We start from the raw sequence: 12,985 nt of genomic DNA, 5'->3' as shown, positions 1-12,985 counted from the left end.
TTCGCAGGAAGTCTATTACTAATACCAACCTAAGGAAATAAAAACAATTTCCCGAATTCCTGTTGAACTAACTGATTTACTTCAGTCATGGGAAAAGCAACAAAAAAGAGAACTAGCAAAATTTGGAATTATCCAATCTGATGAACAGTATGTCTTTACTTATATCGATATGAAGAGCAATGTTAACGGTCCACTACACTCTGACTACCTCACGTCATCCAGAACTAACACATGCTACACCTCATAAATTACGACATACAGGAGCAACACTTGCTAAACAAGCAGGAATGAGCTTAGAAGCCATTTCTGAAGCACTAACGCATAGCGATACAGGCACAACTCAAATTTATGTCAACACCTCTAATGTAGTTCCTATGGCAGTTGGTGAATTTGCTTTAAAGTCTCTAAAACAATAAGGTAAAAATAAGGTGAACTTTGAGGTAAACTTTTTAAAAAAACACGAAAAAAGCACCCATAAGGTAAACTTTTGAGTGCTTTGAAACGTTGATATAATCGTATTGATTAACGTTTTGAGAATTGTGATGCTTTACGAGCTTTCTTAAGACCTGGTTTCCTAAATACTTCGAGTACACTTATGGTATTGATACCCCTAAACAAGCGACTTTCTGGTTGGCTTCCTCTTAAACTGTCTTGTCACTAATATTTGAAATCCACTTCCTTTTAGGGTACAATGGTAGAAATGAATTTTTGAGAGGAAAAGAATGAAAAAACTAGCAACCCTTCTTCTACTATCAACTGTAACCCTAGCTGGATGTAACAGCATCCAACGCAGTCTGCGTGGTGATGACTATGTTGATTCCAGTCTTGCTGCTGAAGAAAGTTCCAAAGCAGCAGCCCAATCTGCCAAGGAGTTAAATGATGCTTTGACAAACGAAAACGCCAATTTCCCACAACTATCTAAAGAAGTTGCTGAAGACGAGGCTGAAGTGATTCTACACACAAGTCAAGGTGATATTCGCATTAAGCTCTTCCCTAAACTCGCTCCTTTAGCGGTTGAAAACTTCCTCACTCACGCCAAAGAAGGCTACTATAACGGCATTACCTTCCACCGTGTCATCGATGGCTTCATGGTTCAAACTGGAGATCCAAAAGGGGACGGTACAGGTGGTCAGTCCATCTGGCATGACAAGGATAAGACTAAAGACAAGGGAACTGGTTTCAAAAACGAGATTACTCCTTATCTCTATAACATCCGTGGGGCTCTTGCGATGGCTAATACTGGTCAACCAAACACCAACGGTAGCCAATTCTTCATCAACCAAAACTCTACAGATACCTCTACTAAACTCCCTACAAGCAAGTATCCAAAGAAAATCATCGAAGCCTACAAAGATGGTGGAAATCCTAGTCTAGATGGTAAACACCCAGTCTTTGGCCAAGTGATTGACGGTATGGATGTTGTGGATAAGATTGCCAAAGCCGAAAAAGATGAAAAAGACAAGCCAACTACTGCTATCACAATCGATAGCATCGAAGTGGTGAAAGATTACAATTTTAAATCTTAAAAACCCAAAAAATACAGTATCCACATTCGGTACTGTATTTCTTTTACTCTCATTCTTAAGTTAAATTATTAAAATCCCAGATTTGGTCCATCCAACCTTCATAAAAGTCTGGTTCGTGGCAGACCATAAGAATCGATCCCTTGTATTCTTTAAGAGCGCGTTTGAGTTCATCCTTGGCATCCACATCCAAGTGGTTGGTTGGCTCGTCCAACACTAACACATTGTTTTCCCGATTCATCAAGAGACAGAAGCGTACCTTGGCTTGCTCCCCACCTGACAAGACCTGAATTTGGCTTTCAATATGTTTGGTTGTCAAACCACAACGAGCAAGGGCTGCACGAACTTCTGCTTGATTAAGGGCAGGAAAGGCATTCCAGACAGCTTCAAGTGGGGTTTGGCGATTGCCTCCTTCTACTTCCTGTTCAAAGTATCCAAGTTCTAGGTAATCACCGCGTTCCACTTCCCCAGCGATTGGCGGAATAATACCCAAGAGAGACTTCAAGAGAGTTGTTTTCCCAATACCATTTGCTCCGATAATAGCGACCTTTTGATTGCGTTCAAAGGTAAGATTTAAAGGCTTAGTCAGAGGACGGTCGTAACCAATCTGCAAATCCTTGGCTTGGAAGATAAAGCGCCCTGGCGTACGAGCTGATTTGAAATCAAAGGATAGTTTTGGTTTCTCACTTTGGAGTTCAATGATGTCCATCTTATCCAATTTCTTTTGACGAGACATGGCCATATTTCGTGTTGCAACACGCGCTTTGTTTCGAGCCACGAAGTCCTTGAGGTCCGCAATTTCTTTTTGCTGACGTTCGTAAGCAGCCTCCAACTGAGATTTCTTCATAGCATAGACTTCTTGGAACTGGTAGTAGTCACCAGAGTAACGCGTCAGCTGTTGATTTTCCACATGATAGACAATATTAATAACATCATTTAGGAATGGAATATCGTGTGAAATGAGGACAAAGGCATTCTCATAGTTTTGGAGATAGCGCTTGAGCCAGTCAATATGCTCAGCATCCAAGTAGTTGGTTGGCTCGTCCAGAAGTAAGATATCAGGCTTTTCAAGGAGGAGTTTGGCCAAAAGTACCTTGGTTCTTTGCCCCCCTGACAAAGAAGTTACATCCGTATCCATGCCAAAGTCCATAACACCAAGAGCACGCGCCACTTCGTCAATCTTGGCATCCAAGGTATAGAAATCACGACTCTCCAAACGGTCTTGGAGTTCGCCAACTTCTTCCATGAGAGCATCAACATCCGCTCCGTCTTCAGCCATTTCCATATAGAGATCATTGATACGAGCTTCTGCTTTGAAAAGCTCATCAAAGGCTGTACGGAGCACATCTCGAACAGATTGACCTTCAGCAAGGACAGAGTGTTGGTCTAAGTAACCGGCAGTCACATATTTGGACCACTCAACCTTCCCTTCATCTGGCAGCATTTTACCAGTCACGATGCTCATAAAGGTTGATTTCCCTTCACCATTGGCACCGACCAGGCCGATATGTTCTCCCTTGAGGAGACGGAAGGACACATCTTCAAAAATTGCACGGTCACCAAAACCGTGACTCAGATTTTTAACTTCTAAAATACTCATTTTAATTCCTTATCTTGTTTTTATGTAATTGTTTATAGAGGAGCCAAGCCAGATAGCCACCCAAGGTATTGGTCCACAAATCATCAATCTCAAAGACGCGATTGAAATCAAAGAAAAAGTCCAAGACTAACTGCGTACACTCGATTCCAAGACTCACTAGAAAACTGAAAAGAAGAACTCTTTTTGTTTTCCGCAAGTTTGGAAGGAGATAAAGGAGTTGGAAAATCAGAGGAAAAAGCAAGAAGACATTGAGGATATTTTGTAGAAAAAGCCAACATAATTGTCCTATGTCACTCACTTCACCCAGTTTCCAGAGAGAATTGAAAGGAGTCAAAAGAAAAACCAGGCGTCCAAGATGCTGAATACCTGGAGTTTCCACTCCCACGGGAGAATGTTCTTGAGGAGTAAAGCAAAAGTAAACGATACAAATGCTATAGAAAATGACTCCCCAGACCAAAATATGATTATAAGTTTTCTTCATCATTAAGGATTGACTACTGCGACTGCTTTCTGGCGGTCACGTTTCATTGTATTGGAACGCAATTGTCCACAAGCTGCATCAATATCAGTACCATGTTCTTGACGAACAACACAGTTGACCCCTTTTTTCTTAAGCGTATCATAGAAGGCCAGGACGCGCTCTTTAGGACTACGGCTATATTGGTCATGCTCACTAACTGGGTTATAAGGAATCAAGTTTACATAAGACAATTTCTTGATATTCTTGAGCAATTCAGCCAATTCCAAGGCTTGTTCTACACCGTCATTTACTTCATTGAGCATGATATACTCAAAGGTCACACGACGATTAGTTGTCTCGATGTAGTACTCAATAGCAGCAAAGAGTTTTTCAATCGGAAAGGCACGGTTAATCTTCATGATGCTTGAGCGCAATTCATTGTTAGGTGCGTGAAGGGAAACGGCAAGATTGACCTGAACACCTTCATTAGCAAAATCACGAATTTTATGGGCCAAACCTGAGGTTGAAACCGTGATGTGACGAGCACCGATAGCCATTCCCTTGTCATCGTTGATAGTACGAACGAAATTCAAGACATTGTTGTAGTTATCAAAAGGCTCACCGATTCCCATGACAACGATATGGCTGACGCGTTCGTCTTGTCCACGCTCATCAAAATATTTCTGAACCAGCATGATCTGCGCTACGATTTCCCCATTATTGAGGTCACGTTGCTTCTTGATTAAACCAGAGGCACAGAAGGTACAACCGATATTACATCCGACCTGAGTGGTCACACAGACAGACAAACCATAGTGCTGACGCATGAGTACAGTCTCAATTAACATACCGTCAGGCAATTCAAAGAGATATTTGACAGTACCATCAGCAGACTCTTGAACGATTCGCTGTTTCAAGGGATTGACCACAAACTGGTCATTGAGCTTAGCAATCAAATCCTTTGACAGGTTGGTCATCTCTTCAAACGACTGGACACGTTTACGGTAAAGCCATTCCCAGATTTGATCTGCACGGAATTTCTTTTCTCCCTGCTCCAAAACCCATTCCTGCATGGTTTGACGTGTTAAACTATAAATTGACGGTTTCATTTCTTCTCCTTATTCTCTACTCACTTCTGACGAATGACAAAATGACGTTGCCTCTTGTCCTCTTTCTGAGAATGCTGGTCTTTCTGACGACGTCTATTTTTCTTATCTGCATTCGGTTTTCGTTTTGTTTGAGCCGGTTTCTTTCCTTTTCTAGAAGATGTTTCTTCCTTCTTACGCATTTTCTTGTCAAATGATGCTCGCTTAGGGGCTTCATTTTCTAGAACAAAATAGGCACAACCATAACTACAATACTCTAAAAGGTAGTCTTGTAAACGACTGATTTTTTCAAGTTTTTCTTCTGTTCGGTCATCCTTGTAAAAACCGCGTAGGCGAAGCTGTTCGTTGCTCCAGTCTCCCACGATATAATCAAACTTGGTTAAGACTTCTGAAAAACGCTGATTAAAAGCCGTCACATCAAAGGCATCCTTGATGTTTTCCACCAAGGAAAAAGCTATCCCTTCCGTTTCAACCTTGTCCCCGTGTAAATGAAACTCAGGACCAGGAAACTTGTTATAGTTGTATAATTCAGGTGCAATTTCTTTTCGCATAGATATCCTTTTTCCACGATTACTTAATACTTTATTCTACCATAATTTCTAGCAGTTAGCACGTTTCTCATAAAAATGAAAAAAGTCTGACGATTTTGTCAGACCAGAATCATATAACCTAAAAAAGAGAAGAACAATTCTTCCCTCCAACTATCATTATTTAGTAGCTGCGTACAATTCATCTACTTTGTTCCAGTTAATCACTGAGAAGAAAGCTTTGATGTAGTCAGGACGCACGTTGCGGTATTTCACGTAGTAAGCATGTTCCCAAACGTCCAAGCCCAAGATTGGTTTTTTACCTTCTGAGATTGGTGTGTCTTGGTTTGCTGTTGAAGTCACTTCAAGTTTACCTTCTTTGTTGACAACCAACCATGCCCATCCTGAACCGAAACGAGTTGTTGCTGCTGCAGTGAAGGCTGCTTGGAATTCTTCAAATGAACCAAATGTTGCATCGATTGCTGCTGCAAGTTCTGCTGATGGAGCAGTTTTTTCAGGAGTCATCAATTCCCAGAAAAGAGCGTGGTTCAAGTGTCCACCACCATTATTGATAAGTGCCTGACGGATATCAGCTGGGATAGATTCTACATCAGCAAGCAAGGCTTCAAGATTTTCACCGATTTCAGGGTGTTTTTCAAGAGCTGCATTAGCATTGTTGACATAAGTTTGATGGTGTTTGTCATGGTGCAAGTGCATTGTTTCCGCATCGATGTATGGTTCCAAAGCGTCGTATGCATATGGAAGATCTGGTAAGATAATAGCCATCTGTAATACCTCTTTTTCTTTCTATATGAAAATGATAACGCAAACATTCACTTTTTTCAAGTTTTTTGCTTATAGATGAGGAAATCACTGACATACTTTCTAATAATACTAAATTCAAACCACGTCAACGTCGCCTTGGATTATATATGTGACTGACTTCGTCAGTCTTATCTACAACCTCAAAGCAGTGCTTTGAGCAACCTGCGGCTAGTTCCTAGTTTGCTCTTTGATTTTCATTGAGTATAAAACAAGCAAATCAGTAAGAAACCCACGACAAGCTAATCTTGACGCGGGTTGTAGTTTCAAAAAAATATCAATTTACCTGACTAGCAATCTGTAGGAGTGCCTTTTCAAAAAGGAAACCTTTTTCATAGAGTCCTGTTTTAATCTGATAGTCTGTCTCAATCAAATAGGAAATAGCTTGCTTCAAAAAACTCAAGGAAAGTCCTCGCGAATCCCTCAGCGCAAACTTGATTTGATAGGGATTGGGATTGCGTCCGAGAAAACCACCTAAACTACTTGCAATCTGAGATTCTGTTTGCCCAGACTCCGCCAAAATCTTCACCTGAGTAAAAGTCCGAAATTGTCCTAGCATGACTGCAATCAACTTGATTTCATCTTCCCCTTGCAAGGTCAAATCTCTCACCAAATCACGCGCCTTGTCCATCTTTTTAGTCAGAATAAACTGAGTTAAATCAAAAATATTGTCCTGTAAGGTCTTGGGAATAGCATTGACAATATCCTCTTCCTCGATAACAGAGTCTTCCTTATAGGACTGTAAAAAGAGGAGATTTTTCTGGACTTCGCTAAATTGAAAACCAGATTTGATAAGGAGATTTTCAAAAGAATGATTAGCAAACTGTAGACCTTGTTTCTGACTCCACTTTTGGAAATACTGGCGCAATTCTTGTTCTTTGGCTTCTACTGCATCAAAGACCTTGGCATCACGCTTAAGTAATTTAACCAACCGTCTTTTGCTATCCAGCTTTCCTTCCACAAAGATTAACAGCTTGGTTGTTGGTGAAGGATTGTCAAGATATTCTTCAAATGACTTGAGCTCATCATCTGTCAAAAAGCGCTTTTTAGCAGTCGTGACATCGACAAAATGATCTAATATCACGATTTTCTCATCTGCAAAGAAAGGAAGGCTGACCAACTCCAGTTCCACATCCTTGTAAGCTACTTCTTTCATATCAAAGTAGGCAAAGTTAAGGTCGGCAGAATCATAACCAATCTGTTTCAACACTTGACTCTTCATAACTTCAAACTGACCCTGATCTGTCCCTGTAAAAAGGCTCAGGCTCGGTAAATTTGATAAAGTCATCTTCTGACTTTCTTCAATGGCTAGCATCTTCTCTCCTTTCTTCTAACTTTTTAGTTCATTTAATCAATATAGCACAATTTCCCACGAAAATCTTCTAGGTTCTCATACCCTTTTTCCGCCATGATTGTCTTCAGTTCATTGGTAATGCGTTCAAAAGCACCGACGCCTTCTTTGTGAAGGGTGGTTCCCACCTGCACCATACTTGCTCCACAGAGGATATGTTCAAAGGCATCACGACCAGTCAAAACACCACCTGTTCCGATGATTTGGATTTGAGGATTTAAGCGTTGGTAGAAGGCATGAACATTGGCTAGAGCGGTTGGTTTGATATACTCGCCACCAATGCCACCGAAACCATTTTTAGGACGAATAACGACAGACTCATCCTCTATATAAAGGCCGTTTCCGATAGAGTTAACACAGTTGACAAACTTGAGCGGATACTTATTGAAAATAGCTGCCGCTTGGTCAAAGTGAACAATGTCAAAATATGGTGGCAATTTAATTCCCAGAGGTTTGGTAAAGTAGGCAAATACTTCTGCCAAAATCTGATCTGTTGTCTCAAAATCATAGGCAATCTGAGGTTTACCTGGAACATTTGGACAGGAGAGGTTTAGCTCAGTCAGACCACGAAACTCACTCTCTTGGACTTTTTTCAGGATAGTATGAGTTTCCTCTGGAGACATGCCAACTAGAGATAAAAAGAAAGTTCGGTTTGGCTCTTTTTCCTGCAAATCCAAAAGATAGTCCAAATAATAGTCTAAGCCATTATTCGGCAAGCCCATAGAGTTGATGGAACCAAGTGGAACATCTTGATAGCGTGGCTCAGGATTCCCCTGACGAAAGTCCAAGGTCGCTGTCTTAGTGACAAAGGTTCCTGCCGCTGAGTTTTTAACTCCTTCTAACTCTGCTATCGTCATACAAGCCACACCTGCTGCATTCATCAAGCAATTGTCAAACTCAAAACCAGCAATTTGCGTTTTCGTTGATACCATGATTCTGATCCTCCAGATTCCTTTTATTGCTAATATTATACCACATTTTCAGATTTTCTCTTTGAGAAAGATATTTCAAAGAAAAAGGTTCGTATTTTATGAATTAAAGAAAAATTTGAACTGAATTGATAGAATTTTTAGAAAATTTTTGTTTTTCTCTTTACAGTTAAAAAAAATTCTGCTATAATGACACACATAATTAAATTAGAATTTAAGGAGAACGATATGACATCTGCTAAAGAATATATCCAAAGCGTGTTTGAAACTGTAAAAGCTCGTAACGGGCACGAGGCTGAATTCCTCCAAGCTGTTGAAGAATTTTTCAACACTTTAGAACCTGTATTTGAAAAACACCCTGAGTATATCGAAGAAAATATCTTGGCACGTATCACTGAGCCAGAACGCGTGATTTCTTTCCGTGTTCCTTGGGTTGACCGTGACGGAAAAATTCAAGTAAACCGTGGTTACCGTGTTCAATTCAACTCAGCTGTTGGACCATACAAAGGCGGACTTCGTTTCCACCCAACTGTAAACCAAGGGATCTTGAAATTCCTCGGATTCGAACAAATCTTCAAAAATGTCTTGACTGGACTTCCTATCGGTGGAGGAAAAGGTGGATCAGACTTCAATCCTAAAGGTAAAACAGACGCTGAAGTGATGCGCTTCTGTCAAAGTTTCATGACTGAATTGCAAAAACACATCGGACCATCACTGGACGTACCTGCTGGTGATATCGGTGTAGGTGGACGTGAGATTGGTTACCTTTACGGTCAATACAAACGCCTTAACCAATTTGATGCTGGTGTCTTGACTGGTAAGCCTCTTGGATTTGGTGGTAGCTTGATTCGTCCAGAAGCAACTGGTTACGGTTTGGTTTACTATACTGAAGAAATGCTAAAAGCTAACGGCAACAGTTTTGCTGGTAAAAAAGTAGTTATTTCAGGTTCTGGTAACGTAGCTCAGTACGCTCTTCAAAAAGCAACTGAACTTGGTGCAACTGTTATCTCTGTATCTGACTCAAATGGTTATGTCATCGATGAAAATGGTATCGACTTCGATCTTTTGGTTGATGTTAAAGAAAAACGTCGCGCTCGTTTGACTGAGTATGCAGCTGAGAAAGCAACTGCTACTTATCATGAAGGTTCTGTATGGACTTACGCTGGTAACTACGATATCGCGCTTCCATGTGCTACTCAAAACGAAATCAACGGTGAAGCAGCTAAACGTTTGGTTGCCCAAGGCGTTATCTGCGTCTCTGAAGGTGCCAACATGCCGAGCGACCTTGATGCCATCAAAGTTTACAAAGAAAATGGTATCTTCTACGGACCTGCCAAAGCTGCCAACGCTGGTGGTGTAGCCGTTTCAGCTCTTGAAATGAGCCAAAATAGTCTTCGCCTTTCATGGACTCGTGAAGAAGTTGATGGACGTCTCAAAGACATCATGACAAACATCTTTAACACAGCTAAAACAACTTCAGAAACATATGGTCTTGATAAGGACTACCTTGCAGGAGCTAACATTGCTGCCTTTGAAAATGTAGCAAACGCTATGATTGCACAAGGTATTGTTTAAGATTTATTCGCTCAATCCCCGATCGCTCCGATTGGGGATTTTTATTTTGAGTTAAATAGTTTATAAATTACTTACTCGCCACCTTTTGTCCCTGTTAGAACAAAAAGAAAAGAGTCTGGGACAAAATAGTTCTCAGCCACAAAAAAGCTAGAGATTTCCAATTGCGGAATCTTCTATAAATTCTGTTGAAATGGTACTTGTTCCGTTTTTATAACAGCTAAGGGCTATTGCGTAAAATTTATACAATTCGAGCAAATCTGTTTTTGTCAGGCCGTGTGTCTTTAGTAGAATTTTATATTGTTACCAATTATAGTATGCTACTTTTAATTGATAACAATATTATAACATTTAAAAATTAAAAAACATGTTCTAAATTAATAGAAAGTATCATTCTAAAATTAGAATTTTTCGTGATAATCCTATAAAATGCTCCTTTTCTAATAAACTTGTACTTATTTCCTTCAAACTACACAATTCTCTAATTGTTGTAAGTTTGTAATCGACTCAAAAATATTCGATATAATTTCAAAACAGTGTTTTAATTTATAGTTGGCCAATATCATCTAATTTTAACTAAAAAAATTATTATACAAATCAAGCCACTAAAGATGAATTTATGGTATACTAGTGATAATAAATTGTTATTGGTAGGAGATTGGTATGAAAATAAAAATAGTCGATCAAATTCTCTCCCAAAAATGCTTTTGGACAGTTATTTTTTCTTGTTGGATTTTTATTGGGATTATAGTATCAATTTTTGATTCATCATTGAAAAATAATTATGTGTATGTTCTTGGTGTAAATTCTTTATTGTTAGCTCAAATCATCACATATCGAAACTTAATGAAAAAAGAAAGAAACGTTTCAACATCTATTTCAGGCACTAAAGTTAATGACCTTCCCCTGTTTTCAATACTTAGTAAAAATAGTGATTATTTAAATAAATGGTATAGCATAACTGTTTCTTTTACAATTGGAGTAACTTATTTCGTTTCACTAATATTATTAAAAGTTCTTATCTGGAACGAATTAATTACAATCTATGGCGCTATTACTCTAATCCTAACTGTATTTATTGCAATACAATTGTATTTAAAGTATCTACTCTATATTCTTACCTTAAGAAAGATTTCAAAATTAGAGTTTACTACATTGACACCAGTTTCTCTACATAATCCATCTGAATGTGATTGGATAGTTAAATTTACCGATAGTATGAGTTCATTTAGTAATTATTTTGGAATTTTAGGTATTGCTTATACTGCTCTATTCTATTTAACCACTCCGCTATCTGCTATTAAATTTACCGAGAATACATTAGTAATAGATACACCTAATAACCTAGTATTTAAAATTACTTGGGGAATAATTTTTATACTGATTGGTTTTGGTTATTTAATTTTTGACTATCTTTGGAAAAAATATATTAAAGATATAATAAAAAAAATAAAAAGAATGCAACTGAAGGAATATGATATTACCGATTACAGTAATAAACAACTTAATAAAGATTATATTGAGCTATTTAAACTCTATAAAGATTCCCCGAACTTTCCACAGTTATTCAATGGAAAAATATTCAATCCGATAGGTTACATCCCCATTTTGATAAATCTATATAGGTTACTTCAACCATTTTTATCACAAAATTAGTGTTGTTAAAAGAGCAGAGAATTCCAATCTCTGCTCTTTTATTTTAATAAATCCCCGCTCTCACCTTCGCTAATTTAATTGAATAATCAATAAAATAATTTAACCTTTCCATAGAGTGATTTTTTTCTAAAACTTCACATTGTTTTTTAATATCAAACTCAATTAACGAAACTTCATTTTTTATATGTTTTAACACACTATATTTATTCAATAAAATTTCTATATTAGTCACCTTATCTTTATTCTGAAGTCCCAATTTTTCTTTATTAGAGAGAAACTGTTCAAGGTAAACGTAACATAAATTTTTCCTACTTTTATTAATATCAAAATTATGATTCCCTTTGTATTTTATAGTGAACTCAGGATTAAAGTATGCTTCGCAATCATTTAGTAATTGAAATAAGTAGCCTAATTTGTAACCAATAATTGCTAAATGTTGATTATCTAACTCAGGATCATATGATTTCATGCCAATCACTAAACAATTTTGAATAACTTGTGAAGTTTGGTTATCTAAGATTTCTTTTATTTTATCAATACTTACATTCATATCAATATTCAATTCTTGTATTGTTCCTTGACACATTCTAATAATCATACGACTAAATACCCTAATTGTAGAATCATCAATTTCAGATAATAATTCAATACACTTTCCTAATAAAAAAACTGTGATTACTAGGGCTTCATCAATAGAATATTGCTTATGTACTGTGTATATGCTATGTCTTTTATCGTCTTGATCTATAATATCATCAATAATAATAGAGGATTTATGAATTAACTCAATAGCTATTGCAGACTTGTAAACTTTTTCATTTAGATTCTCAGAAAACAACTTATAACCATAATATGTTAATAACGGTCTAAAACGACTCCCATTCACCACTTGAAGTATCTCATGATATTGTACTGGTAGTTCAAACAGTATTGATTTAATCATAGAATCAATCCGGAACAAAAAATCTTTTTCTTCACTATTTAACGTAATGATTGGTGTCTTTTCCATAGTATTCTCCTACTGATAACAATTTATTATCACTATACAAAGCACCTAAATAGGTTTATAATAGCATGATTATTGATAAAGGAGATTTTTATGGATTATAAACTTATTTCTGCTTACTTAGATTATTGCAAAACTCATAAGCGTTTGAGTTCACACACAATTCGCGCTTATAAGAATGATCTTATGCAATTTTATAACTCAGACCATGATAATGTCGAATCCTATATAGAGCAGTTGACACAATCTAACATAAAACGAATACATTAAGAAGAAAAATTGCTTGTATGAAGGTGTTTTATAACTATCTAAAATACCAGAACATAATTGAAGAGAATCCTTCAATCAATTGCGCTTTCAATTTAGAACTGAAAAGTATTGCCTAAACGATTCCGCATGACATTCTGAAAAGCATTTTATATATTTAGAACAG

General features: G+C 37.6%; 12 protein-coding genes and 1 pseudogene. 5 read left to right on the top strand and 8 right to left on the bottom strand.

The annotated features are described in order from the left end of the window. Positions 1-40: 40 nt before the first annotated feature. Positions 41-416 (top strand): annotated as a pseudogene (locus HMPREF0851_RS05140) (tyrosine-type recombinase/integrase); the annotation flags it as partial. Between the two features lie 306 nt (positions 417-722). After that, complete coding sequence (locus HMPREF0851_RS05135; RefSeq protein WP_000731942.1) at positions 723-1,526, top strand: peptidylprolyl isomerase; 804 nt, start codon at positions 723-725, stop codon at positions 1,524-1,526. A 55-nt stretch (positions 1,527-1,581) separates the two neighbouring features. On the opposite strand, the gene abc-f is transcribed toward HMPREF0851_RS05135, so the two are convergent. The 7 genes from abc-f to HMPREF0851_RS05100 all read right to left on the bottom strand — a co-directional run bounded on the left by abc-f (position 1,582) and on the right by HMPREF0851_RS05100 (position 8,321). Beyond that, on the bottom strand, positions 1,582-3,123 hold the full coding sequence (gene abc-f, locus HMPREF0851_RS05130; protein ID WP_000025375.1) for a ribosomal protection-like ABC-F family protein: 1,542 nt from the start codon (positions 3,121-3,123) through the stop codon (positions 1,582-1,584). Position 3,124: 1 nt separating this feature from the next. Next, positions 3,125-3,607, bottom strand: coding sequence for a VanZ family protein (locus HMPREF0851_RS05125; RefSeq protein ID WP_000976712.1), 483 nt, complete (start codon positions 3,605-3,607; stop codon positions 3,125-3,127). Further along, positions 3,607-4,692: a 23S rRNA (adenine(2503)-C(2))-methyltransferase RlmN gene (gene rlmN, locus HMPREF0851_RS05120; RefSeq protein WP_000804761.1), complete on the bottom strand. Its 1,086-nt coding sequence runs from the start codon at positions 4,690-4,692 to the stop codon at positions 3,607-3,609. The genes HMPREF0851_RS05125 and rlmN overlap by 1 nt, the downstream gene beginning before the upstream one ends. 20 nt (positions 4,693-4,712) lie before the next feature. Continuing rightward, positions 4,713-5,240 (bottom strand): YutD family protein, encoded by a 528-nt coding sequence (locus HMPREF0851_RS05115; protein WP_001224346.1) that lies wholly within the window; start codon positions 5,238-5,240, stop codon positions 4,713-4,715. Between the two features lie 156 nt (positions 5,241-5,396). Further along, positions 5,397-6,002, bottom strand: coding sequence for a superoxide dismutase SodA (gene sodA, locus HMPREF0851_RS05110; protein WP_000974740.1), 606 nt, complete (start codon positions 6,000-6,002; stop codon positions 5,397-5,399). 313 nt (positions 6,003-6,315) lie between these two features. Then, positions 6,316-7,353, bottom strand: a complete 1,038-nt coding sequence (holA, locus tag HMPREF0851_RS05105) for a DNA polymerase III subunit delta (RefSeq protein WP_000879662.1) — start codon at positions 7,351-7,353, stop codon at positions 6,316-6,318. 32 nt (positions 7,354-7,385) lie between these two features. Then, a complete protein-coding gene (locus HMPREF0851_RS05100) occupies positions 7,386-8,321 on the bottom strand; it encodes a dihydroorotate oxidase (protein WP_000255153.1) in 936 nt (311 codons plus the stop codon). A gap of 225 nt (positions 8,322-8,546) precedes the next feature. On the opposite strand from HMPREF0851_RS05100, the gene gdhA reads away from it, so the two are divergent. Beyond that, the gene (gdhA, locus tag HMPREF0851_RS05095; protein ID WP_000199529.1) at positions 8,547-9,893 is read left to right on the top strand and encodes an NADP-specific glutamate dehydrogenase; all 1,347 of its coding nucleotides are present in this window, start codon (positions 8,547-8,549) and stop codon (positions 9,891-9,893) included. A 660-nt stretch (positions 9,894-10,553) separates the two neighbouring features. After that, positions 10,554-11,546, top strand: a complete 993-nt coding sequence (locus tag HMPREF0851_RS05090; protein ID WP_000694215.1) for a hypothetical protein — start codon at positions 10,554-10,556, stop codon at positions 11,544-11,546. Between the two features lie 43 nt (positions 11,547-11,589). On the opposite strand, the gene HMPREF0851_RS05085 is transcribed toward HMPREF0851_RS05090, so the two are convergent. Then, positions 11,590-12,555, bottom strand: a complete 966-nt coding sequence (locus tag HMPREF0851_RS05085) for a polyprenyl synthetase family protein (RefSeq protein WP_000416122.1) — start codon at positions 12,553-12,555, stop codon at positions 11,590-11,592. A 90-nt stretch (positions 12,556-12,645) separates the two neighbouring features. On the opposite strand from HMPREF0851_RS05085, the gene HMPREF0851_RS16740 reads away from it, so the two are divergent. Continuing rightward, on the top strand, positions 12,646-12,822 hold the full coding sequence (locus HMPREF0851_RS16740) for a site-specific integrase (protein WP_416068969.1): 177 nt from the start codon (positions 12,646-12,648) through the stop codon (positions 12,820-12,822). Positions 12,823-12,985: the final 163 nt, after the last annotated feature.

This window comes from Streptococcus sp. M334 (genome assembly GCF_000187745.1).
Lineage (GTDB): Bacteria > Bacillota > Bacilli > Lactobacillales > Streptococcaceae > Streptococcus.
This window is presented reverse-complemented; position numbering and strand designations above follow the sequence as displayed.

Bases quoted from the DNA above. Each gene is read 5' to 3' on its own strand.
- HMPREF0851_RS05135 (WP_000731942.1), top strand. From the start codon at position 723: ATGAAAAAACTAGCAACCCTTCTTCTACTATCAACTGTAACCCTAGCT.
- abc-f (WP_000025375.1), bottom strand. From the start codon at position 3,123: ATGAGTATTTTAGAAGTTAAAAATCTGAGTCACGGTTTTGGTGACCGT.
- HMPREF0851_RS05125 (WP_000976712.1), bottom strand. From the start codon at position 3,607: ATGATGAAGAAAACTTATAATCATATTTTGGTCTGGGGAGTCATTTTC.
- rlmN (WP_000804761.1), bottom strand. From the start codon at position 4,692: ATGAAACCGTCAATTTATAGTTTAACACGTCAAACCATGCAGGAATGG.
- HMPREF0851_RS05115 (WP_001224346.1), bottom strand. From the start codon at position 5,240: ATGCGAAAAGAAATTGCACCTGAATTATACAACTATAACAAGTTTCCT.
- sodA (WP_000974740.1), bottom strand. From the start codon at position 6,002: ATGGCTATTATCTTACCAGATCTTCCATATGCATACGACGCTTTGGAA.
- holA (WP_000879662.1), bottom strand. From the start codon at position 7,353: ATGCTAGCCATTGAAGAAAGTCAGAAGATGACTTTATCAAATTTACCG.
- HMPREF0851_RS05100 (WP_000255153.1), bottom strand. From the start codon at position 8,321: ATGGTATCAACGAAAACGCAAATTGCTGGTTTTGAGTTTGACAATTGC.
- gdhA (WP_000199529.1), top strand. From the start codon at position 8,547: ATGACATCTGCTAAAGAATATATCCAAAGCGTGTTTGAAACTGTAAAA.
- HMPREF0851_RS05090 (WP_000694215.1), top strand. From the start codon at position 10,554: ATGAAAATAAAAATAGTCGATCAAATTCTCTCCCAAAAATGCTTTTGG.
- HMPREF0851_RS05085 (WP_000416122.1), bottom strand. From the start codon at position 12,555: ATGGAAAAGACACCAATCATTACGTTAAATAGTGAAGAAAAAGATTTT.
- HMPREF0851_RS16740 (WP_416068969.1), top strand. From the start codon at position 12,646: ATGGATTATAAACTTATTTCTGCTTACTTAGATTATTGCAAAACTCAT.